At 65.8% G+C, this 23,381-nt stretch carries 22 protein-coding genes; 19 read left to right on the forward strand and 3 right to left on the reverse strand.

The genetic code is table 11. The features are described 5' to 3' along the window. Positions 1 to 36: 36 nt before the first annotated feature. The 17 genes from AB0L63_RS12695 to AB0L63_RS12775 all read left to right on the forward strand — a co-directional run bounded on the left by AB0L63_RS12695 (position 37) and on the right by AB0L63_RS12775 (position 18,890). Positions 37 to 1,764 (forward strand): AMP-binding protein, encoded by a 1,728-nt coding sequence (locus tag AB0L63_RS12695; RefSeq protein WP_364498777.1) that lies wholly within the window; start codon positions 37 to 39, stop codon positions 1,762 to 1,764. After that, positions 1,764 to 3,398: an AMP-binding protein gene (locus AB0L63_RS12700; RefSeq protein WP_364498779.1), complete on the forward strand. Its 1,635-nt coding sequence runs from the start codon at positions 1,764 to 1,766 to the stop codon at positions 3,396 to 3,398. The genes AB0L63_RS12695 and AB0L63_RS12700 overlap by 1 nt, the downstream gene beginning before the upstream one ends. Positions 3,399 to 3,658: 260 nt before the next feature. Beyond that, positions 3,659 to 6,010, forward strand: a complete 2,352-nt coding sequence (locus tag AB0L63_RS12705) for a Tex family protein (protein WP_364499178.1) — start codon at positions 3,659 to 3,661, stop codon at positions 6,008 to 6,010. A gap of 30 nt (positions 6,011 to 6,040) precedes the next feature. Beyond that, positions 6,041 to 6,910, forward strand: coding sequence for a hypothetical protein (locus AB0L63_RS12710; RefSeq protein WP_364498782.1), 870 nt, complete (start codon positions 6,041 to 6,043; stop codon positions 6,908 to 6,910). 166 nt (positions 6,911 to 7,076) lie between these two features. Continuing rightward, positions 7,077 to 7,418, forward strand: a complete 342-nt coding sequence (gene rplS / locus AB0L63_RS12715) for a 50S ribosomal protein L19 (protein ID WP_011210681.1) — start codon at positions 7,077 to 7,079, stop codon at positions 7,416 to 7,418. Between the two features lie 107 nt (positions 7,419 to 7,525). Then, positions 7,526 to 8,260 carry a signal peptidase I gene (gene lepB / locus AB0L63_RS12720; RefSeq protein ID WP_364498785.1) on the forward strand — a complete coding sequence of 245 codons (735 nt, stop codon included), beginning with the start codon at positions 7,526 to 7,528 and terminating at the stop codon, positions 8,258 to 8,260. A gap of 43 nt (positions 8,261 to 8,303) precedes the next feature. Continuing rightward, positions 8,304 to 9,092, forward strand: a complete 789-nt coding sequence (locus AB0L63_RS12725; protein WP_364498788.1) for a ribonuclease HII — start codon at positions 8,304 to 8,306, stop codon at positions 9,090 to 9,092. 46 nt (positions 9,093 to 9,138) lie between these two features. Next, positions 9,139 to 9,444, forward strand: a complete 306-nt coding sequence (locus AB0L63_RS12730; protein ID WP_011210678.1) for a DUF2469 domain-containing protein — start codon at positions 9,139 to 9,141, stop codon at positions 9,442 to 9,444. Positions 9,445 to 9,637: 193 nt separating this feature from the next. Next, positions 9,638 to 9,994 (forward strand): YraN family protein, encoded by a 357-nt coding sequence (locus AB0L63_RS12735; protein ID WP_364498791.1) that lies wholly within the window; start codon positions 9,638 to 9,640, stop codon positions 9,992 to 9,994. Beyond that, positions 9,994 to 11,502 (forward strand): YifB family Mg chelatase-like AAA ATPase, encoded by a 1,509-nt coding sequence (locus AB0L63_RS12740; RefSeq protein WP_364498794.1) that lies wholly within the window; start codon positions 9,994 to 9,996, stop codon positions 11,500 to 11,502. The genes AB0L63_RS12735 and AB0L63_RS12740 overlap by 1 nt, the downstream gene beginning before the upstream one ends. A 296-nt stretch (positions 11,503 to 11,798) precedes the next feature. After that, entirely contained in the window at positions 11,799 to 13,244 is a 1,446-nt protein-coding gene (dprA, locus tag AB0L63_RS12745) for a DNA-processing protein DprA (protein ID WP_364498797.1), read from the forward strand. 393 nt (positions 13,245 to 13,637) lie between these two features. After that, entirely contained in the window at positions 13,638 to 14,558 is a 921-nt protein-coding gene (locus tag AB0L63_RS12750; protein WP_364498800.1) for a tyrosine recombinase XerC, read from the forward strand. Positions 14,559 to 14,944: 386 nt separating this feature from the next. Next, complete coding sequence (locus tag AB0L63_RS12755) at positions 14,945 to 15,673, forward strand: acetoacetate decarboxylase family protein (RefSeq protein ID WP_364498803.1); 729 nt, start codon at positions 14,945 to 14,947, stop codon at positions 15,671 to 15,673. Between the two features lie 158 nt (positions 15,674 to 15,831). Further along, a complete protein-coding gene (locus AB0L63_RS12760; protein WP_364498806.1) occupies positions 15,832 to 16,197 on the forward strand; it encodes a DUF202 domain-containing protein in 366 nt (121 codons plus the stop codon). Then, entirely contained in the window at positions 16,194 to 16,502 is a 309-nt protein-coding gene (locus AB0L63_RS12765; RefSeq protein ID WP_364498809.1) for a DUF202 domain-containing protein, read from the forward strand. Before AB0L63_RS12760 ends, AB0L63_RS12765 begins: the two co-directional genes overlap by 4 nt. A gap of 48 nt (positions 16,503 to 16,550) precedes the next feature. Beyond that, on the forward strand, positions 16,551 to 18,449 hold the full coding sequence (locus AB0L63_RS12770) for an alkyl sulfatase dimerization domain-containing protein (protein WP_364498812.1): 1,899 nt from the start codon (positions 16,551 to 16,553) through the stop codon (positions 18,447 to 18,449). A gap of 75 nt (positions 18,450 to 18,524) precedes the next feature. Then, positions 18,525 to 18,890, forward strand: a complete 366-nt coding sequence (locus AB0L63_RS12775) for a hypothetical protein (RefSeq protein ID WP_364498814.1) — start codon at positions 18,525 to 18,527, stop codon at positions 18,888 to 18,890. An 80-nt stretch (positions 18,891 to 18,970) separates the two neighbouring features. On the opposite strand, the gene AB0L63_RS12780 is transcribed toward AB0L63_RS12775, so the two are convergent. The 3 genes from AB0L63_RS12780 to AB0L63_RS12790 form a co-directional block, all read right to left on the reverse strand. Next, positions 18,971 to 19,489 carry a DUF1990 domain-containing protein gene (locus AB0L63_RS12780; protein ID WP_364498817.1) on the reverse strand — a complete coding sequence of 173 codons (519 nt, stop codon included), beginning with the start codon at positions 19,487 to 19,489 and terminating at the stop codon, positions 18,971 to 18,973. A 115-nt stretch (positions 19,490 to 19,604) separates the two neighbouring features. Then, the gene (locus AB0L63_RS12785; protein ID WP_364498820.1) at positions 19,605 to 20,147 is read right to left on the reverse strand and encodes a M23 family metallopeptidase; all 543 of its coding nucleotides are present in this window, start codon (positions 20,145 to 20,147) and stop codon (positions 19,605 to 19,607) included. A gap of 6 nt (positions 20,148 to 20,153) precedes the next feature. Further along, the gene (locus AB0L63_RS12790) at positions 20,154 to 20,738 is read right to left on the reverse strand and encodes a hypothetical protein (protein WP_364498823.1); all 585 of its coding nucleotides are present in this window, start codon (positions 20,736 to 20,738) and stop codon (positions 20,154 to 20,156) included. A gap of 595 nt (positions 20,739 to 21,333) precedes the next feature. Between AB0L63_RS12790 and rpsB the strand changes: the two genes are divergently transcribed. Then, positions 21,334 to 22,164 carry a 30S ribosomal protein S2 gene (gene rpsB / locus AB0L63_RS12795; protein WP_364498826.1) on the forward strand — a complete coding sequence of 277 codons (831 nt, stop codon included), beginning with the start codon at positions 21,334 to 21,336 and terminating at the stop codon, positions 22,162 to 22,164. Between the two features lie 178 nt (positions 22,165 to 22,342). After that, positions 22,343 to 23,167 (forward strand): translation elongation factor Ts, encoded by an 825-nt coding sequence (tsf, locus tag AB0L63_RS12800; protein WP_364498828.1) that lies wholly within the window; start codon positions 22,343 to 22,345, stop codon positions 23,165 to 23,167. Positions 23,168 to 23,381: the final 214 nt, after the last annotated feature.

Raw genomic sequence — 23,381 nt, forward strand, 5'->3', positions numbered from 1 at the left:
TCGAGGTGGCCTGGATCACCGATGAGGAGAGGCGATATGACTGCGGACCTGAACACGCGTGTGCGTGAGCTGTTGGAGACCTACGACGGACCCGACGTCAGTGCGGCGGATCTGCTGTGTGACCGGCACCCCGCCGACCGAGTCGCCTTCACCATCGTCGACCCCGATCTGACCTCGACCGATCTCACCTACGGTGAGCTGCGCGACCGTTCCCAGCGCTTTGCCGTCGCCCTCGCCGACCTCGGCGTCGAACCCGGCGACCGCGTCGCCACCCTCATGTCGAAGTCCGCCGATCTGGTGGTGGCGCTGCTCGGCATCTGGCGCCGGGGCGCGGTTCACGTCCCGCTCTTCACCGCCTTCGCCCCACCCGCGATCGCCTTCCGGCTGGCTGCGAGCGGCGCGACGATCGTCATCGCCGACGTCGGTCAGGCGACAAAGCTGGCACCGAGCGATGACATCCCAGCCGATCCACCCTGGCGGGTCATCATCGCCGGGGACGGCCCGGCAGCCGATGCGACCGCACCTCGGGCTGGTGGCGAAGCCGGAAAGATCGGCGATGCCGCTGAGAGCGCCGATCCGACGGCTTCGAAACCGGCGACGACCACCCCACTGCGGTTCGCGGATCTGCTTGCCGCGCATACCTCCGACGATCCGCGAGCGGTTGCCGCGCAGGTCGGCGGGGCCGGCCTATTGGTGCAATTGTTCACCAGCGGCACGACGGGCACGCCGAAGGGCGTGCCGATTCCGGTGCGTGCGCTCGCGTCATTCCATGCGTACCAAGAGTTTTCGCTGGACGTGCGCCCGGACGACGTCTATTGGAATGCGGCGGATCCGGGCTGGGCATACGGACTGTACTGGGCGATTCTGGGCCCGCTGGCCTCCGGTATCCGCAGCCTACTGCTGCATGCCGCCTTCTCCGCGCCGCTGACCTGGCAGGTGCTCGAACGGTTCGGCGTCACCAACTTCACCGCCGCGCCGACGGTCTACCGCGCGTTGTCTGCCGATAGTGCCGCTGCCCCGACGGATCTCCGCTTGCGGCGGGCGTCCTCCGCCGGCGAACCGCTGACGCCGGATGTGGTGAGGTGGTCGGTCGAGAAGCTCGGCGTCGCGGTGCGTGACCACTACGGGCAGACCGAGCATGGCATGGTCATCTGCAATTCCTGGCACGACACGCTGCGTGTGGACGTACCCGCGGGCTCGATGGGCCGGGCACTGCCGGGATGGCATTGCGCGGTGCTCGCGGACGACGCCGATGTCGAAGCGCCGGTCGGTGAACTGGGTCGCGTCGCCATCGATACCGAACGCAGCCCGCTGCTGTGGTTCCTCGGCTATCTCGACGCCCCGGAACGCACCGCGCAGCGCTACACCGCCGACGGCCGCTGGTATCTGACCGGAGATGCCGGATCCCAAGATGCGGACGGATTCTTCCACTTCTCCGCCCGCGACGATGATGTCATCATCATGGCCGGATACCGCATCGGCCCGTTCGAGGTCGAAAGCGTGCTGGTACTGGATGAGCGGGTGGTCGAGGCCGCAGTGGTCGGCATGCCCGACGAATTGCGCGGCGAGGTACTCGAGGCATTCGTGGTGCTGCGCAATGGTTTCGAGGGGAATGCCGAACTCGAGGCCGAATTGCAGACCCTGGTGAAACGCAAGTTCGCCGCACATGCGTATCCGCGCAAGGTGCATTTCGTGGACGCTCTACCCACGACACCCAGCGGCAAAGTGCAACGGTTCATGCTGCGGCAGCAGGGAGTTCGGTGATGTCCGCACTTCCGAGCTACGCATCCGGAACCGCGGAAACCCCGCTGCTCGGCGATACCATCGGCGATGACTTCGATCGCATGGCCGCCGCCTATGCAGACCGAGAAGCCTTGGTGGACTGTCCAACCGGTCGCCGCTGGACCTATCGCGAACTCGGCGCCGCGATCGACGCACTGGCCACCGGATTGGCCGAACGCGGCATCGCCAAGGGCGACCGGGTCGGCATCTGGGCCCCGAATTGCGCGGAATGGTTCCTCACCCAGTACGCGACCGCCAAGCTGGGTGCGATCCTGGTCAATATCAACCCGGCCTACCGCATGAGCGAACTGGAATATGTGCTGCGCCAAGCCGATGTGCGCATGCTGATCGCCGCTGCGGAATTCAAGACGGCGAACTACGTCGCGATGATCGAGCAGGTCCGGCCGAATTGCCCCGGTCTGGAGCACGTGCTGATACTCGGCACTCCCGAATGGGATGCGGTGGCGCGGACCGATATCGATGCGGAACGACTCGCGGCGATTGCCGCGACACTGTCCATGGACGATCCCATCAACATCCAATATACCTCCGGTACAACGGGTTTCCCCAAGGGGGCGACGTTGAGCCACCACAACATCCTCAACAACGGTTACTTCGTCGGCGAGCTCTGCGGCTATACCGAACAGGACCGGATCTGCGTGCCGGTGCCCTTCTACCACTGCTTCGGCATGGTCATGGGCAACCTGGCAAGCACCAGTCACGGTGCGGCCGTGGTGATTCCGGCGCCCGCATTCGATCCGGTCGCGACCCTGGATGCGGTCGCGGCGGAACGGTGCACGTCGCTCTACGGTGTACCGACGATGTTCATCGCCATACTCGCGGAACTGGATTCGGGTATGGACGTGAATCTGTCCAGCCTGCGCACCGGCATCATGGCCGGATCACCCTGTCCGGTCGAGGTGATGAAGCGGGTGATCGATCGCATGGGGATGGGCGAGGTGTGCATTTGCTATGGCATGACCGAAACCTCGCCGGTATCGACCCAGACCCGCCGCGACGACGGCATCGACCGACGCACCGCGACCGTCGGCCGGGTCGGCCCGCACCTGGAGGTGAAAATCGTCGATCCCGCAACAGGTTTGACCGTGCCGCGCGGCACACCCGGCGAACTGTGCACCCGCGGCTACTCGGTCATGCTCGGCTACTGGTCCGAACCCGAGAAGACCGCCGAGGCCATCGATGCCGCCCGCTGGATGCACACCGGCGATATCGGCGTGATGGATGACGACGGATACCTCGCGATCACCGGCCGGATCAAGGATATGGTGATCCGCGGCGGTGAGAACATCTACCCGCGCGAAATCGAGGAATTCCTCTATAGCCACCCGGATATCCTCGACGCCCAGGTGATCGGCGTCCCCGACCCGAAGTACGGCGAGGAGCTGATGGTCTGGATCCGAATGAAGGACGGTGCAACACCATTGGGCGCCGACGCGATCCGCGCCTATTGCACCGGCAAGCTCGCCCACTTCAAGATCCCGCGCTATGTGCATATCGTCGACGAGTTCCCGATGACCGTCACCGGGAAGATCCGCAAGGCCGAAATGCGTGAGCTGGCCACGGAACTGCTCCTATCTTCGGACCGCGACCACTGATTTCATGAGGGCATGGGTAACTCGTCGGTGACGTCCGAAACTTTGTCCGGGGCGCGACCGCCGGCTCACGACGAAAGTTTTCGAGCACCGCACCACCGGCAAAAGGCCGGGGGAGGCGCGGGAGCAGGCCGGTATACCTGGGCGTGGGCTGTTCGTCAGGTGACAACGGTAGTGTCTCGGGCGTGACGACAGCGCCCGAGATCGCCAGTTCAGCGACGAACACCGACACGACCGCCGCCGCACCGGCCGCGACCACAGCTCTGGCCAGCGTGGGCCGGCGCATCGCCGATGAGCTCGGCGTGCGCGAGACCCAGGTCCGGGCCGCCGTCGAGCTGCTGGACGCGGGTTCGACCGTGCCATTCATCGCGCGGTACCGAAAAGAGGTCACCGGTGGCCTCGATGACGCCCAGCTCCGCCAGCTCGACGAGCGCCTGACCTATCTGCGTGAACTCGACGAGCGCCGCGGCTCGATCATCGAATCCATCAAGGGCCAGGGCAAACTCGACGACGCGCTGCTCGGACAGCTGATGACCGCCGAGACCAAGGCCCGCCTCGAGGACATCTACCTGCCGTACAAGCCGAAGCGGCGCACCAAGGCCCAGATCGCCCGCGAGGCCGGTCACGAACCCGTCGCCGATGCGCTGATCGGCGATCCGACCACCGATCCCGCGCAGTACACCGCCGAACAGCTCGACGGTGCTCGCGCCATTCTGGTCGAGCGGTTCGCCGAGGATGCCGACTTGGTCGGCGAGCTGCGCGAGCTGATGTGGAACCGCGGCCAGGTCAGCTCGAGTGTGCGTCCCGGCAAGGAGGAGGCGGGCGCGAAGTTCGCCGACTACTTCGAATTCAGCGAGCCGTTCAGCAAGTTGCCCTCACACCGGATCCTGGCGTTGCTGCGTGGTGAGAAGGAAGAGATCCTGCAACTGCAGCTCGAACCCGACACCGATCCCGGCGAGCCGGGCGAGCGGTCGGTCTACGAAGGCCGCATCGCGGTGAAGTTCGATATCGCCGATCGCGGCCGGGCCGCGGACACCTGGCTGCTGGATACGGTGCGCTGGGCGTGGCGGACGAAACTGCAAGTGAGCCTCGGCATCGACACCCGCATGCGACTGCGTCAGGCCGCTGAGAAGGACGCCGTCGACATCTTCGCCGCGAATCTGCGCGACCTGCTGCTGGCCGCGCCCGCGGGTACCCGCACCACCATGGGCCTGGATCCGGGCTACCGCACCGGCGTGAAGGTCGCTGTCGTCGATGCCACCGGCAAGGTCGTCGCGACCGAGGTCATCTACCCGCACAAGCCGCAGGGCCAAACCGAGAAATCCCTGGCCGTACTCGGCGCGTTGGTCGCCCGCTTCGGCGTCGAGCTCATCGCCATCGGCAACGGCACGGCCTCGCGCGAGACCGATGCCCTTGCCGCCGAACTGATTTCGCGGATTCCGGAGCACAAGCCGACCAAGATCGTGGTCTCCGAGGCGGGCGCGTCGGTGTACTCCGCATCGGCCTATGCCTCGCAGGAACTGCCGGATATGGACGTCTCGCTGCGCGGTGCGGTATCCATCGCCCGCCGGCTGCAAGACCCGCTGGCCGAATTGGTGAAGATCGACCCGAAGTCGATCGGCGTCGGGCAGTACCAGCACGATGTCTCCGAAACGCTGCTGGCCCGCTCGTTGGGCGCGGTGGTCGAGGATGCGGTGAATGCGGTTGGTGTCGATGTGAATACCGCATCGGTGCCGCTGTTGTCGCGGGTATCCGGTATTGCCAATTCGATCGCCGAAAGCATTGTGGCGCACCGGGATCAGCACGGGCCCTTCCGCAGCCGTAGCGCGCTGTTCGACGTTCCCCGCCTGGGCCCCAAGGCCTTCGAACAGTGCGCGGGCTTCCTGCGCATCCGCGGGGGCGACGATCCGCTCGACACCTCCGCCGTGCACCCCGAGGCCTATCCTGTAGTGCGGCGCATCCTGGAATCGACCGGACGCGGCATGGCGGAACTGATCGGCAACACCACGGCCTTGCGCGCGTTGCGGCCCGCCGATTTCACCGATGAGAAGTTCGGTATCCCCACTGTCACCGATATCATCTCCGAACTCGAGAAGCCGGGCCGCGACCCGCGTCCTGAGTTCAAGACCGCCGAATTCGCGGCGGGCGTGGAGAAGGTCGCGGATCTGGAGCCCGGCATGGTGCTCGAGGGCGTTGTCACCAATGTGGCCGCATTCGGTGCATTCGTCGATGTCGGCGTGCACCAGGACGGACTCGTGCACGTCTCGGCCATGTCGCACAACTTCGTCAAGGATCCGCGCGAGGTCGTGAAGTCCGGCGATGTCGTCAAGGTTAAGGTGCTCGAGGTCGACGTCGCACGTCAGCGCATCGGACTGTCGCTGCGGCTGGACGACGAGCCGGGCGCTCCGGCCAAGGGCGACGATGGTCGCGGCCGTGGCCAAGGCGGTCGGGGCGGGCAGGACCGCAGTGCGCAGCGGCAGAATGGTCAGGGGAGGCAGCAGGGCCAGGGCCGACAGCAGAACCAGGGCCGCAACCAGGGCAACCAGCGGCGCAGCGCCCCCGCACCGAGCGGATCGATGGCGGATGCGCTGCGGCGGGCCGGTTTCGGGCAGTAGGGCGATACGGGCGGAGGTTTGTGGGCGGCAATGCGACGGTGGCTCGAAGATGAGGTGATCGCGCACGGTCGCTTGCCGCTGCTGTGCTTCCTCCTCGGGTTCATCGTCGGCTTTCTGCTGATCCGGCTCAGCGTCCGATTGATCCGCAAGCAGGTCCGCTGGTGGCCCGGCAATCTGCGCTCCGGCGGTGTGCACATCCACCACATGGTGTTCGGGGTCATCCTGGTGCTGCTGTCCGGCATCGGGATGGTCACCACGTATGAGAGCGCCGATACGCTCAGTGCAAGCCTGCTCGCCGCCTCCTTCGGTGTCGGCGCGGCCCTGACCCTCGACGAATTCGCGCTGATCTTCTATCTGCGCGATGTGTACTGGGAGGAGCAGGGCCGCACCTCGGTCGACGCGGTCTTCGTCGCGCTCGCGGTGACCGGGCTGCTGTTGCTCGGGTTCCATCCACTGTGGTTATTGGATATCAACGACTTCCGGCGCGACCCCAGCACCGAAGTCCGTATCTTCGTCGTCTGCTTCGCCGTGGTGAATCTCGGACTGGCGGCGATCGTGATTGCCAAGGGCAAGATCTGGACCGGCCTGTTCGGCATGTTCTTCCTGCCGCTACTCGTGGTCGGCGCATTCCGCCTGAGCAGACCGGGCGCGCCGTGGGCCCGTTGGCGCTATCCGGGCAGGCGACGTCTGATGTATCGGGCGATAGTCCGCGAACGCCGCTACCGGCGCCCGGTGATCCGCGCCAAAATCTTCATCCAAGACCTGATCGCCGGAAAACCCGACGTCGTCCACGTACGCGAGGCCGCGGAGGCCGAATTGGCCCGAACTGTCGTCCCCGCCCCACCCGCACCCGCCCATTGGCACCTGCCTTCGATGTCCGACCACTCCCATCACGATTGATCGAAGCCTGCGGCCCGATTTTTCCCGCGAGCCGCCGATCTGGCACAATGCACAGGTTGCCCTGGGTGCATTCAGCCCACGGAGCACCTCTTATTCGGAGCATGAACCGGTCGAGCACGCGAGTGCCGCCAGGGTCCTCTGCTCGCGCAAACATCAGAAGGATGAAATGAACACCCTTGACTTCGTCGACGAAAAGTCGCTGCGCAGCGACGTCCCTGACTTCCGTCCGGGCGACACGCTCAACGTGCATGTGAAGGTCATCGAAGGCTCGAAGGAGCGCATCCAGGTCTTCAAGGGCGTCGTGATCCGGCGTCAGGGCGGTGGCATCCGCGAGACCTTCACCGTCCGCAAGGTGTCGTTCGGTGTCGGTGTGGAGCGCACCTTCCCGGTGCACAGCCCGAACATCGACCACATCGATGTCGTGACCCGCGGTGATGTCCGCCGTGCCAAGCTCTACTACCTGCGTGATCTGCGCGGCAAGGCCGCCAAGATCAAGGAAAAGCGCTGACCGAGTAGCGGCACCGCTTGGCACGAAAGTTCTTCAGCTAGCCCGGTATCGGACGTCAGTCACGGTGCCGGGCTAATCTGTTCGGCGTGGCAGACGAAAGTGGGTCGATGACGGTGTCCGATTCGGACGACGAGGGCGTGAGCCGCCGCTCGAAGCGCAAGCAGCGCCCCTTCTGGCAGGAACTGCCGATCCTCATTGTCATCGCCGCGGTAATCGCGGCACTCATGGTCAGTTTTGTTGGTCGGCCGTACGTCATTCCGTCTCAGTCGATGGAAGAAACGCTGCTCATCGGCGACCGTATCTACGTGGAAAAGCCGAGCTACTACTGGGGCGAGCCGCAACCCGGTGACGTCGTGGTGTTCGTCGGCCCGCCGTCCTGGAATACGCGCTACCACTCGATCCGGTCCAGCAATGTCATGGTGCGCGGCGTGCAGAACTTCTTCTCCTTCTTCGGGCTCGTGCCACCGGATGAGAACGATCTGGTGAAGCGGGTGATCGCCGTCGGTGGCCAGACCGTGCAGTGCTGTGACGCGCAGGGGCGGGTCATGGTGGATGGCAAGCCGCTGGATGAGCCGTATGTCCTGAACGACTACCCGTGGTACCCGGGTCAGCAGAACGCGACCTATCCGGCGGGCCGGGTATTCGGCCCGGTCAAGGTCCCCGAGGGCAACCTGTGGGTGATGGGTGACAACCGCAACCAGTCCGCCGACTCACGTGCCCATGTCAGCGACAACCTGCAGGGCACTGTCCCGATGGACAATGTGCGCGGTAAGACGGTCTTCAAGATCTGGCCGCCCAACCGGATCGGTCCGGTGAAAGCACAGGATCCCCAGACGAACTGATCGGTGCTGGCCGCAGGATAATTGGAGAGTGGAGCAGGGGCGAGTGGCTAGGGCTAATGGCGCGACTCCGGGCAACGGGTGGCCGCCGCGGGTCGTGATGCGTCGAGCCGGTGGGTTGCGCACGCTGGAGGCGGCGCTGATCCGCAGCGGACTGGGCCCGGTTGCCGGTGTCGACGAGGCCGGGCGCGGACCCTGTGCGGGGCCGCTGGTGGTCGCCGCCTGTCTGCTCGCTCCCAAGGCTTACGACAGGCTGGCCGGACTCGACGATTCCAAGAAGCTCACCGAATCCGTGCGCGAGGAGCTGTACCCGGTCATCACCCGGTTGGCGCTGGCCTGGAAGGTTGTCGTCATTCCGGCCTGGGAGATCGATTCGATCGGCGTCCACGTCGCCAATATCGAGGGCATGCGCCGGGCGGTCGCCGGTCTCGGCCGGACACCGGGTTATGTGCTGACCGACGGATTCCGTGTGCCCGGAATTCCGGTGCCGTCGCTGCCGGTCATCGGCGGTGACGCGGCCGCGGCCTGCATCGCCGCGGCGAGCATTCTGGCCAAGGTGACCAGGGATCGGATGATGGTCGAGCTGGACGAGCGGTTTCCGGGCTACGGATTCGCAGCCCACAAGGGTTACAACACGCCCGAGCATACGGCCGCGCTGGAGCGGCTCGGACCGAGCAGTGAGCACCGCCGATCCTGGCGCAATGTGCGGGAGGCGGCGGGGTTGCGGCCGGTAGCGGCGGCGGAGTATGCCGACGCGGAACTGGCCGATGAGGTTTTGCTGGAAGGCGTCGAACCGGATGGCCGAGTGGCTACCCACGCGGCGCATGCGCGATGATGGTGTCAGCAGACGCAGTGCGGCGAGAAGGAGGACGTCCCACCCGATGAGTGCCGAGGACCTGGAGAAATACGAAACCGAGATGGAGCTCTCGCTGTATCGGGAGTACAAGGACATCGTCGGTCAGTTCTCGTACGTGGTGGAGACCGAGCGCCGCTTCTATCTGGCCAACTCCGTCGAATTGCGGCCGCAGAACGCCGACGGCGAGGTGTACTTCGAGGTGCGCATGAGCGATGCGTGGGTGTGGGATATGTACCGGCCCGCACGCTTCGTGAAGCATGTTCGGGTGATCACGTTCAAGGACGTGAATATCGAGGAGTTGGAGAAGCCCGATCTGCGGTTGCCGGAGTAGGTGAGCGCGCTGATCAGCGCAGACTGCGGTCCGTGCTGATCTACCGCGGTCCAATAGCATTGCGCACCGACAAGTAGGCGGAGTGCCGGGGCCGGAGGCCCGGGTTGTCCACAGCTGAGCGGATATCCACAGGCTTTCTGTTTGCGCTGGTCGCTGTCATCGGCCGCGAGCGCGGCCCAGGCACGCTGAACCGGTGGCAGACAACCAGGCGCTCGGCGCACAAGGGGAAGAACTGGCGGCCCGATTCCTGCAGGCCGCCGGGGTGGAGATCATCCGCAGGAATTGGCGGTGCAGGTACGGCGAACTGGATCTGATCGCCCGGGACGGCCGCGTTACCGCCTTCATCGAGGTCAAAACGCGAACCGGAGCGAAATTCGGCACGCCCGCCGAGGCGGTCACCTTCGATAAGCAGCAGCGGATCAGGCGGTTGGCATTGCTGTGGCTGGCCGAACAGGACGGTCCGTGGCGCGATATCCGCTTCGATGTCATTTCGGTGCTGCTGCATCGCGGCCATCAACCGGTCATCGATCATCTGAAAGCGGTGTTCTGATGGCGCTGGGGCGGGCGTATTCGGTCGCGGTTGCCGGAGTGGACGGTCAACTGGTCGAAATCGAGGCAGATATCGGACAGGGGCTGCCATCGTTGCACCTGGTTGGACTGCCGGACACAGCACTGCAGGAATCCCGAGATCGGGTCCGGTCCGCAGTGGTTAATACCGGGGAGAAGTGGCCCGATGGGCGAGTGACCCTGGCGCTGTCGCCCGCGACGTTGCCGAAGATCGGTAGCGTTTATGACTTGGCCCTCGCCACTGCCGTGCTGGATGCGGCGGGGGCTGTGCCTTCCGAACGCCTGGCGCAGACAGTGCTGCTGGGAGAGTTGGGTCTCGACGGCCGGGTCCGGCGGGTACGCGGGATCCTGCCCGCGGTGATGACCGCCCGCAATGCGGGGTACTCGCGGGTGATCGTGCCGCAGTCCGCCTTGGCCGAGGCCGGTCTGGTGGCCGGGATCGAGGTACTCGGGGCGGTGAGCCTGCGTACCGTGATCGTGTGGCTGCGCGGCGAGGGCATGCTCGCCGAGCCGGAGGACACGATGCCGGATACCCCCCGCAAGGGCGGCGATCTGAGTGAGGTGGTCGGTCAGGACGAGGCCAGGTGGGCGCTGGAGGTGGCGGCGGCGGGCGGACACCATTTGCTGCTAACCGGGCCGCCAGGTATCGGGAAAACGATGCTGGCGCAACGCCTTCCAGGCCTGTTGCCGCCGCTGACCGAGGCAGAGGCACTCGAGGTGACCGCCATCCATTCGGTAGCGGGCCTGTTGTCCGACGAGCACCCGCTGATCACCATGCCGCCGTTCGTCGCACCACACCATTCGACCTCCGCGAGCGCCATGGTTGGCGGTGGTTCGGGGACCGCTCGCCCGGGGGCGGTCAGCCGCGCCCACCGCGGCGTACTGTTTCTGGACGAATGCGCTGAGATTGCCACCAAGGTTCTGGAAGCGATGCGAACTCCTTTGGAGGAGGGTGAAGTTCGCATCGCTCGCCGCGACGGCGTGGCTCGCTACCCAGCCCGTTTCCAACTCGTCTTGGCCGCGAACCCTTGCCCGTGTGCCCCCGCCCGCGATGTCGACTGCATCTGTGCGCCACTCGCCCGCCGCCGATACCTCGGCAAGTTATCCGGACCGTTGATGGATCGCATCGATATCTGGGTCCCAATGCACGGCCACTCCGGCGCATCGTTCGCCGCCGAGGAGGCCGAGAGCAGTGCGGTCGTGCGCCGCCGAGTCGCGGCCGCAAGGCACGCCGCAGTACAGCGCTGGAAGGACTACGGCTGGGCAACCAATGCCGAAGTTCCCGGCCACATCCTGCGCCAACGCTTTCGGCTCCCGCACGAAGCGACCGCCCCCATCGAAGCCGCCCTCCGCCTCGGCCGCCTCTCCGCCCGCGGCGCCGACCGCGCAATCCGTGTAGCCTGGACCATCTGCGATCTCCGCAACGCCGACCGACCCAGCGCCCAAGATGTATTGGCCGCCTTGAACTTCCGTCAACGGGGCGCACAATGAGCGGGGCAACGAGAGACCAGCGTCCGATCGACGGAGATATCCTCGTGACCAGGGTCGCTGCGACAGAGGTGGACAGCGCAAGCGCCTCAGGGTGCGCCGATACGGCGCACATCGGCACGACCGCATCGGATTTCGCGGCGGCGCCAGCGGGTAATGGTTCTACCGACGGTTATCCGGGCGTGGCGGCGGATAGTGATTCTGCTGCCGCCTGGTGGGTGGGCGAGCCGACGGGCAGTGACTCGGCTTGCGCGTCCGTGGCGGCTTGTGGCCGGCGTCCCGCAGCCAAAAACTCCTCGATGAGCGACAGCCATTGTGTCGCAGGAGATTTGGACGTTGCTACCGCCGGCACCGAGATGCCGGTCGGCAACGGATCTGCTGCTTCGGCAAGCGAGGCGACGAAGACCGCGGGTGCGGCGGTGGGAAGTGATACGTATCCGGTCGCCTTGGTGGTCAGCAGGATGGATGCGGCGGGGCATTGCGGTGCGGGGTGTGGGGTGGTGGATCTGGCTGGTTGGGCGTCGGAGGGTTCGGGGGCGACGGTTCCCAGCGGGGATGCTGATGAGCGGCGGTTGGCTTGGGCGTATTTGTCACGGGTTGTTCAGGGGCCGTGTGCTGCGTTGTCGTCGTTGATCGAATCGGTGGGGGTGGTAGAGGCGGCGCGGGCGGTGCGGGAATGTGAGTTGCCGGAGTCGTTGTTCGGGCCGACGGCCAAGCGGCGGGAGATCGATTGTGCGGCACGGGATCTCGAGATCATGGCGCGGATGGGCGGGCGGTTGGTCACGCCGGATGATCCGGAGTGGCCGGCCTGGCGGATGCTCGGGCTCCGCCAGCTCGAGCCCGGACGTGATCGTGATGGGGCGGTCCCGTTGGTGCTGTGGGTACGCGGGCCACGGTCATTGCTGGAGTCGAGCGAGCGGGCGATCGCGGTGGTCGGGGCGCGGTGCAGTAGCGGATACGGGGAGCACGTCACCGGCGAGATCGTCGGTGATCTGGCCGCCCAGGGTTGGACCATCGTCTCCGGTGCCGCATTCGGCATCGACGGTATGGCGCATCGCGCGGCCCTCGCCGTCGGTGCTCCGACGATCGCCGTTCTTGCATGTGGTATCGATCGCCCGTACCCGGCCCAGCATGCGCGACTGCTGGCCGAGATTGCCGAAACCGGTGTGGTAATCAGCGAATATCCGCCAGGCTCGGTCGCCCACAAGAATCAGTTCCTGGCCCGCAATCGTTTGATCGCTGCCCTGGCAGATGGCGTCCTCGTCGTAGAAGCCGGACTCCGCAGTGGCGCTCGCAATACCGTGAAATGGGCTCGCCGCCTCGGCCGCCCCGCCCTGGCCATACCCGGCCCGGTCACCGCCGCCGCCTCGGCAGGCTGCCACCGCATGATCCGCGAAGGCGAGGCCCTCCTGGTCACCCGCGCCGATGAGGTCGTCGATGAAGCAGGCCCACTACGCCTTTCGCTACCAACTACCCAGCTGTCCGACCCCAGCGACCGATTACAAGGTAACGAAGCATCGGTCTACGCCGCCCTCCCGAAAGTCGGCTCCCGCCAACCCCGCGCTATCGCCGAAAACTCCGGCGTAGAACTCCCCACCGTCCGTGCCATCCTCCCAGCGCTAGAACTCGCGGGCCTGGTCGGCATGGACGAAAACGGTTGGCATCGAACCGCAAATCCCCAGAGCCGATCCCCCGACAACTCAACGCCCAGCCGCGCGAAGGGAGGTGAAGCTGTCACTTCGTGAACGGTGCGGGTCGCGCTCCGCGGCGACGGCTGCCCACACCCGGCTAGGAGGGGAGTGCCCGCTCCGCTGTGCGGCGCCTCGTGCGTCGGTCATGTCGGGTTCCGAACCTCGAAGTCACGTGCTCACGGGTGACATCCGGCAATGCCGCAACCAGGAGAACCCTCAGACCTGTGCCGTCGGGGCCGGTTCCTTCGCGGCGAGGGAGGCTCCCGCCTGGGAACCGGGTGCTTCGCCGCGATGGGAGGCAAAGACGGTCGTGGCTTGCGCTCGGAATCCGGTCGAGGTGTAGCAGTTGACAGGGTGACGCGGTATAGCCGGGTCCACAGTAGGTAAACCAGTGGCGCTGCGGCGTGCTGACTTGCCAAGGGGGGATGGCGCGGTGACGGTGGGAGCATGGAGTTGCCGGAGGATCTCGAGGCGTTGCTGGCGGAGTATGAGCGGCATTTGCGGCTCGGGCGGAATCGGTCGGCGCATACGGCGCGGGCGTATGTGGGGGATGCGCGGTCGTTGTTGGGGCATTTGGTTGCGCGGTCGGCGGATTCGGCGGTGCGGGAAATGGATCTGGCGTTATTGCGGTCGTGGTTGGCGGCGCTGTCGGCCGGCGGGGCGGCGCGGACGACCATGGCGCGGCGGGCGTCTTCGGCGCGGACGTTTACCGCATGGTTGACCAGTACCGGGCGGCTGTCGATCGATCCGGGGTTGCGGCTCGGATCGCCGAAGGCGCATCGGATGCTGCCCGCGGTGCTCGGCACGCAGCAGGCTGTCGCAGCCATGGATGCGGCGGAATCCGGTGCGGTGCAACGTGATACGATGGCGTTGCGCGATCGGCTGATCGCGGAACTGCTGTACTCGACCGGAATTCGGGTGAGCGAGTTGTGCGGCCTCGATATCGACGATATCGATAGGGAGCGGCGGCTGGTCCGTGTTATCGGTAAGGGCAATAAGGAGCGCTCGGTGCCCTTCGGTGTTCCGGCCGACGAGGCGATCGCGAACTGGCTGCGGTACGGCCGCCCGGCACTCGCGACAGTCGAATCCGGCCGCGCCCTGTTGCTCGGCCGTCGCGGTAAACGGCTGGACCAACGTCAGGCCAGAACGGTTGTCCACGAGGTCGTTTCGGCAATCCCGGGCGCACCCGATATGGGTCCGCACGGCCTGCGGCATTCGGCCGCAACCCATCTGCTCGAGGGTGGCGCGGACCTGCGCGTAGTACAAGAACTCCTCGGCCACGCCAGCATGGCGACTACTCAGCTCTACACCCACGTCTCCATCGAGCGCCTGAAAAAGGTCCACGACCAGGCCCACCCCCGCGCCTGACCGTCCACGGACAGATCAGTGGCCCGATCGGAGCGACACCCGCTGTCCGTGGTCGGAATCATCGAATAGGCCGCGTGTGACTGCCCGCAGGTGGGGGCGACTATCGGAACTGGGGCCCTGACTGGGGCGTTAGCCCTTCTCGCAGGCGGAATCGCACCGAACTCGCCCTGGTCAGGGGCGATAGTGTACGAGCTCGACACGAACTGCTCGCTAGCGGATCCAGTGGTGATTCTGAAACGTGCTCGTGTGAATGAAAGCCGTGCGGCAAGCGTGAAATCGCGACTATTCTGGCACGAGTTCCAGTTTGGAGGATTTGTGGACGCCGCGCGTTTGGTCGACCGGTCGGCAGTCGACGGATACCGCACCGCCGTTTCGGGGTGAAGCCGATGAGTACGCATACTGTGCTGGGCAAGGAAGTGCGCATGCCGGTGCGGATTCGGCTCGCGCGCGCCTTCATGGCGACCTACTCGGTACCGGCGGCTGCCGCGCAGCGACTCATCGACTACTCCGGCCTGGAGATCCTTCGGCTGCCGGGCGGTCGCGCCATGTGCACCCTCGTTTTCGTCGATTACATCGATGGCGACCTCGGGCCGTATAACGAATTCGGTGTGTCCTTCATGGTCCGGCACCACACCGCTGGGCCCGCCGGCGCATTCGGTGATCTGCGCGCGCTGTCCGCCGGTCGCGCGGGCGCCTTCATCCATCGTCTCCCCGTCGACGGCGAATTCACCCTGGCCGCGGGCCGCGACATCTGGGGATTCCCCAAAGAAATCGCCGATTTCGACGCACAGCATGAGGGCAGCGTGCGACGTGGCGTGCTGCGCCAGGGCGGGCAGCTGATCGTCGATCTCGCTATCCGCACCGGCCTGCCGGTTCCGCAACGCCGAGGCGGCTCGTCCTTCGACGCGTACTCCCACATCGACGGGGTCACCCGCAGCACGCGGTGGCAGATGAAACCGTCCGGCACGCACGTTCGCCCCGGCGGCGTCGAACTGGCCCTCGGTGAGCATGCCTGGGCCGACGAGTTGCGCTCCCTCGGATTACCCAAGCGCGCACTCATGGCCTCTGCCGTCGATCGGCTCGCGATGACCTTCCAGGACGCCACACCCGTCTGACCCGTGTTCCTACCGGTCCGCGGCACCTGTGGTCGTGCTCTTCGTAGACGACGACAACGCCGGTCGATAACCTGACGTAGCGGAGCGTTCGCATGCGCTAGGAAACCGACCAGCGATGGAGAGGTGCCCGTGAATTTTGAAACCCGAGCCGAGGCGGCGTGACCCTGCCCAACCCCGCCGAGGAATCCGAGGACGGGGAAGAGGAGATCGACTACCGCTTCACCCTCGCCAACGAGCGCACCTTCCTGGCCTGGATGCGTACCTCGCTCGGCCTGCTCGCGGGCGGTGTCGCGGTGCACACGCTGGTGCAGCCGTTGCGGATGTCGGGGTTGCGGCGCACGCTCGCCATGAGCTGCATCGTGCTCGCCGTGATCATCGCGGTCGGTGCGTACGGACATTGGCGGCGCGTTGGTCGGGCCATGCGAAACGGCGAACCGCTGCCCGACACGATCATGGTGCCGATTCTGTCGGCGGGTATCGCAGTCGTCTCGGTATTCGCGTGCGTGGTGGTGTTGTTCCGATGAGCCCCAAGGGGCTGGCCGCCGAGCGCACCGCATTGGCGTGGCGGCGCACAGCCATTGCCGCGATGGTCGTCGCCGCGCTTTTCCTCAATCATGCCGTGTCCAGCGGGTGGCGCGCCACGGCCATCGCATCGATCGGTGCGGCGATCACCATGGCAGCCGTTGCGGCCCTGTGTATCTCGCGCAATCGTGCCTTGCATCAGGGGCGTTTCGGGCACGGCGGGAGCGTCATTGCCTCGACAGTGCTGGCGGTGGTGGCGGTCGCATGTATTGCGGCCACAGTCGATTTCACGGATCCACGGCCCTAATGCGTTGCGGGCTTGACATGTTCGGCTGACAACCACAGGAGGACGGATATGAGCACAGCAACCGAGCCGAGCGAATTCATCGTCGCCGAGCAGCATCGAGCGGCGGCCGGACTGCCCGCTGATACAGCCGATCTCGCGGACGTGGATCGCGGGTTCGTCGCGGCACTCGAGCCCGGGGAGGTGCGCACGCCAGATGGAAAGGTGGTGTGGGACAACGACTCTTACGCCTTTCTGCAGGGAACCTGTCCGGCGTCGGTCAATCCGAGCTTGTGGCGGCAGTCCGGGTTGGTCGTCAAACAGGGCCTGTACGAGGTCGCGCCGGGTATCTATCAGATCCGCGGTCTCGATCTGTCGAATATGACCCTGATCGAGGGCGCCACCGGTGTGCTCGTGATCGATCCACTGATCTCGGCGGAGACCGCGGCGGCGGGCCTGGCGCTGTATCGCGCGCACCGGGGCGATCGACCGGTGACCGGGTTGATCTACACCCATTCGCACGTCGACCATTTCGGCGGTGCGATGGGTGTGACGACGGCCGCGGATGCCGCGTCGGGCCGCTGCCCGGTACTCGCACCGGCCGGATTCCTCGAACACGCGGTTGCCGAAAACATCTATGTGGGAACGGCGATGGGGCGTCGATCCGCCTATATGTACGGCGCCGCGCTACCGCGGGGGCCGAAGGGGCAGGTCGGGGCTGGGCTCGGACAGACCACGTCGCTGGGCACGATCACCTTGATTCCGCCGACGCTGGATATCACCACCACCGGTCAGGAACTAACGGTCGATGGAATCCGAATCGTCTTCCAGCTCACCCCGGGCACCGAGGCGCCCGCCGAGATGAACTTCTACTTCCCGGATATGCGCGCGTTGTGCATGGCCGAAAACGCGACCCACACACTGCACAATCTATTGACGCTGCGTGGTGCGCTGGTGCGCGACCCGCACGTGTGGGCCAAGTATCTGACCGAGTCGATCAATCTGTTCGCCCGTAATTCCGACGTGGTTTTCGCCTCGCATCACTGGCCGACCTGGGGTACCGACCGGCTGGTGGAATACCTCTCGCTGCAACGGGATCTGTATGGATACCTGCACGATCAGACGGTGCGCCGGCTCAATCAGGGGTATGTGGGCGGGGAGATCGCGGAGATGCTGGAACTGCCACCGGCCATTGCCGATGTGTGGCATACGCACGGTTATTACGGCTCGGTCAGCCACAATGTCAAGGCCATCTACCAGCGGTACCTGGGGTGGTTCGACGGTAATCCGGCGCATCTGTGGGAGCATCCGCCGGTCGAATCCGCCAAACGCCATGTGGAGTTCATGGGCGGCGCCGGCGAAGTGTTGCGTAAGGCGCAAACCGCTTACAGTGCAGGGGATTACCGGTGGGTTGCCCAGGTGGTCAACTATGTCATCTTCGCAGATCCGGCCAACGAGGCGGCGAAAGCGTTGCAGGCCGATACCTTCGAACAACTCGGCTACGGCGCGGAGAACGCTACCTGGCGCAACTTCTACCTCAGCGGAGCCTATGAGCTGCGCAACGGCTCGTTCGGCACGCCGACGACGACGGATTCGCCGTCGATGCTCGCCGCGCTGACCATCGAGCAGATCTTCGACGCGATCACGCTGCGCATCGACGGGGCGAAGGCATGGAATCTGCGCGTGGTAACCGACTGGCACATCACCGACGAGAAACGCACCTATCGCCTCGAACTGCGCAACGGCCTGCTGGTCCACTACGACAAGCTCGACGGCGTCGACCTACCCGATCCGGACGCCTCCTTCACCCTGACCAGGTCGATCCTGATTCGAGTCCTGTTGGCGGGCGCGGATCTCGGCGCGCTGGTCGCCGCAGGCGATATCGCCATCGCCGGCGATCCGACCGGGCTGGCACAGATGGTCGGTGTGATCGACGCGCCGGATCCGGACTTCGCGATCGTCACACCGTGAGATAGCGCGCGACCTTGTGGGGCATTAGGCTGAATCGCTCGACCCGTGGGGTGCGGCCGCGTACGGTCGTCGACCATGTCCACCGCAGCCATCGACAAATCCGTGCCCCTGCATGCGCGCCTGCGCACCGCGCTGTCCGCCGCGATGAAGACCCACGACCGCAGCGCGATCGCCGGATTGCGCTCCGCCCTCGGTGCCATCGATAACGCCGAAGCGATCGACACCGTGGATATCGAGGCCGGTGCGATCGAGAGCAGCGCAGTCGGACTCGGCGCCGCCGAAGCTCGCCGCCGTGAACTCACCGAGGCCGATATCGAGCAGATCGTTCGCGCCGAAATCTCCGACCGACAGCAGGCGGCTGCCGAATACGACACTCTCGGTGGCTCCCACCACGGTGACCTGTTGCGCGCCGAAGCCGCCGCACTCGCGGCGCAGCTCTAAGTCCTTCGAGCGGGCACATCGAATTCGGCTGTGCTCCAGCCGAATTCGACGTTCCATGCCAGGCGTGACGTGCCGGGCTCCTAGGCGGACATCGGAAGCGTGTCGATGTACTTTCCGGCGATGATGCGCTGAATGGCTCGAACCGCCGGTCCACCGAGCCGGACGTACCAGGCTCCGGGGCGGGAGAAGGCCGTCACCAGGCCGTAGACGGTGTCATCGGTCGGGTCGTATTCGACGGCGAACAGTTCCTCGCCGATCTCCGGATGTCCGGGCAGCGTGCCGTAGGCGAAGCCGCGCCGGTCCGGTTCGTCGAGGATGTATACGACCCGGCATGGTGCGGTGATGCCGATCGGACCGACGCCCAATCGCATCGTCAGTCGCGTCCCCGGCTCCGCGGTCGGTGTGTCGGCGTCCCGAAAAATGCGGGTGCCCTTCTGCATTCGATACGCCAGGATTTCCGCGCCCGCGCGCTCGAACAGCGCTCGCCCGTATCCGATCCGGCGGCGCAGCCGAAACCGGTGATAGCCCGCAGGCGGCACCCCCTTAGTCGCGCCGACCTCGGTATAGGTGAACGGCGGATCTCCGAGCCCATATCCCATAACCCGATCCTCACCCCGGAACTGTCATGACGGAAGAGCAACCTCCGAAGCTGCTGGAGGCGTTCGTGAAGCGGTGCGAAGGTCCGAATCCCCACCTGTAGGTGCGGGGAGGCAGTCAGGTCACCGGCTTCAGTCGCAGAGTCGGGTGCAGTAGTCCGAGCGGATCCATGTATTCACGGCGGCTGTGTCCGCTCGCTTCCCGTCTCGCACCCCAATGCAGGCACGCGGCCGCCGCGCAACCCTCATGTCCCGCCACCAAGGTGCCGATTCGCGTTCCGCGGCCGACGCGCAGGCCCACTGAAACCTCTGCCTGCACCGGCTCGTAGGTGGTTCGAAACCCGCCGGGGTGATCGATCGACACGACCGGCTTGCCCGCGACCGTCCCCGCGAACACCACGATTCCGTCTCCGGCCGCCAGCACCGCCTGCCCAGGCACACCTGCCAGATCGACCCCCCGATGCCCGGGTAGCCAGTCCTGCGCCGGTTTGTCGAATTGCCGCTCGACTGTGGGCCGTGGCTGCATCGGCCAGCTGAACTCCCCGTGCGGAGCAGCCGAAACCGACTGCTCCGCACCGAGTCCCAGCAGAGCGATGACCGCGAGGACAATCGGAATCAGCCGCCGCCGATGCGGCCAGCTGACCCTGCCAAGGCGGTTCATCCGTGATCAGCGGGACAGGGGGAGCGGAGCCCGCCGAACCAGATCCCGCAGCCGCGACATCAGATCGCTGACAATCCGCGGCAACGAACTCGCCGACCCGGTGCCATCCGCCCGGGCGATATCGGCGGTGAATGGTGCCGCGTCCGCATCGGAGCTCGGTGTCTGCCCGCCATCGGCCGCACCCGCATCGAACGCACTGCCCGCCCGGAGCACGTTGGGTGCACGGTCCGCACGGAGTGCGTCGGGCGCTACATCGACGTGGAGTGCGTCCGGGGTGACGTTCCCCTGTGGTGCATCAGACGCGACGTTTACCGGAGGTGGCTCGGGAGTGACATTTCCGCAGAGCTCGTCGGATGAGATATTCGCGTGCACTGCATCCGGCGCACCAGCAACCCGGAGCGCATTCGACGCAAGGTTGACTCCCAGCGTGCCAGGCGCAATGTTGACCAAGGCTGCGTCGAGCACGACGGCTACACCCGACGCATGAGGCGCGATATTCACGCGGGCATTCAGTGCGACATCCAAACCCAACGTACCGGGCGCAACACGCACTACGAGCGGCGCGGCCCGGAGTGGATCCGGCACCCGCATCGGCCCACCTTCCGCCTGCGGCGTCGAACAAACCGAGCCTGTGCACTCCCCGAACACGACTTCCGATCCAGGAAAACCGCCATCAGACGTGGCGATTGCCGTAGGTCCCGAAGGTAGCGTGACGGCAGCCACGCCATTCGGTGGTGCGGCCGAAACCGGCGGCGCCAAAGCCAGTGATAGCAGGAACAGCGGTGGGATGAGCATGGTCATCGAGATAGCTATGCGATTCATGCTTCAAGCGTCGGCCGCGCACAGCAGCCGCAGTACCCTCGCTTCGGCGAGTGTGGACAACGTGCCCGGTTGTGAAGATCGCCCGTTTCCACCCGTGACAGGGCGATTTAGAAACTCGGCCCCGCAGCCCGTAGACTAGTCGAGCGGTCTGTGCCTGCACGGACCGACTTCGCGCGCCACCCCGTGCTTGTTCGTAACGGCGCTGTTCGAACGAAGCTCGACTTCGTGACTCGGCAGCGCATGCGAAGCAGGGAATCATCGGCTGGTCCTGATCCTCACGATCAGGTCCGATGATTCGGAGGCGCCAGGGCGGCGGATCACCGATTCGCTGCGGCAACCGGCAACGAAAGAGAGATACGGCACCATGGCTGTCGTAACCATGAAGCAGCTGCTCGACAGCGGCGCACACTTCGGACACCAGACCCGGCGCTGGAACCCGAAGATGAAGCGGTTCATCTTCACCGACCGCAACGGCATCTACATCATCGACCTGCAGCAGACGCTGACCTACATCGACAAGGCCTACGAGTTCGTCAAGGAGACCGTCGCCCACGGTGGCACCGTCCTCTTCGTCGGCACCAAGAAGCAGGCCCAGGAGTCGATCGCGGCCGAGGCGACTCGCGTCGGGATGCCCTACGTCAACCAGCGTTGGCTGGGTGGCATGCTCACCAACTTCTCCACCGTGCACAAGCGCCTGCAGCGCCTCAAGGAGCTCGAGGCGATGGAGCAGACCGGTGGCTTCGAGGGTCGCACCAAGAAGGAAATCCTCATGCTCACGCGTGAGATGAACAAGCTGGAGCGCACCCTCGGCGGTATCCGCGATATGGCCAAGGTGCCCTCGGCGATCTGGGTCGTCGACACCAACAAGGAGCACATCGCCGTCGGCGAGGCGCGCAAGCTGAACATCCCGGTCATCGCGATCCTCGACACCAACTGCGATCCCGACCTGGTCGACTACCCGATCCCGGGTAACGACGACGCAATCCGTTCCGCCGCACTGCTGACCAAGGTCGTCGCCTCCGCGGTGGCCGAGGGCGTGCAGGCGCGGGCCGGCATTGCCACCGGTGACGAGAAGCCGGAAGCCGGTGCGGGCGAGCCGCTCGCCGAGTGGGAGCAGGAGCTGCTCGCGCAGGCCGCGCCCGCCGCGACCGAGGCGACCGACGCCGAGGCGCCCGCGACCCCGGCCGACGCCTGATCGACGCAGTGTTGGATGGGCGGCGGCAGCGGGGCCTGCACGGCTACGCGGGCTGCCGCCTCCGACCCTGAGGCTGCCGACGCAATGGCGTTTGTTCACCTTGCCGACCCCTCCTGAGTAGGAGTGGTCGGCAAGGTGGTGTTACCACCCGAGACAACACACAGGAGGATCGCCACCGATGGCGACTTACACCGCCGCTGACGTGAAGCGGCTGCGGGAGCTCACCGGCTCCGGGATGATGGACTGCAAGAACGCGCTCGTCGAGACCGGCGGCGATTTCGACAAGGCCGTCGAGGTGCTGCGCATCAAGGGCGCCAAGGATGTCGGCAAGCGCGCCGAGCGCGCTACCGCTGAGGGCCTGGTCGTCGCCAAGGACGGCGTGCTGATCGAGATCAACTCCGAGACCGACTTCGTCGCCAAGAACGACGAGTTCCAGGGCCTCGCTGACAAGATCGTGACCGCCGCCGCGGCCGCCAAGGCCGCCGACCTGGACACGCTGAAGGCGCTGAAGCTGGACGGCCAGACCGTCGAGGAGGCGATGCAGGCACTCGCGGCCAAGATCGGCGAGAAGCTCGAGCTGCGTCGCGTCGTCGCCTTCGACGGCCCGGTCGCCGTCTACCTGCACAAGCGTGCCACCGACCTGCCGCCCGCCGTCGGCGTGCTGGTCGAGTACCAGGGCGAGGGTGACACAGCCGCCGAGGCCGCGCGTGCCGTCGGCATGCAGGTCGCCGCGCTCAAGGCCAAGTACCTGACCCGCGAGGATGTACCGGCCGACGTGGTGGAGAACGAGCGCCGCATCGCCGAGGAAACCGCCAAGGAAGAGGGCAAGCCCGAGGCCGCGCTGGCGAAGATCACCGAGGGCCGCGTCAACGGCTTCTTCAAGGATGTCGTCCTGCTGGAGCAGGCGTCGGTCACCGATTCGAAGAAGACCGTCAAGGCGCTGCTGGACGAGGCCGGTGTCACCGTGACCCGCTTCGCCCGCTTCGAGGTCGGCCAGGCCTGATCACGCCCGTGAAACCCCTCGTACACCGGATCTGGTGTACGAGGGGTTTCGGCTGTCCGGATGCTGCTCGTTCATCCGCAATTCCCGAGCCTGACCGGGCGAGTTCCTTGCGTCCGAGGGGGGCTTCTACCCACATCGAATCCGAGTAGGGCAGGATAAAGGCGCTCCGTATTGAGCCTCCGCGTTGCCATCCGGCCCACGTGCTGTGTAGACA

The sequence above is a fragment of the Nocardia sp. NPDC051990 genome, assembly GCF_040680755.1.
Classification (GTDB): domain Bacteria; phylum Actinomycetota; class Actinomycetes; order Mycobacteriales; family Mycobacteriaceae; genus Nocardia.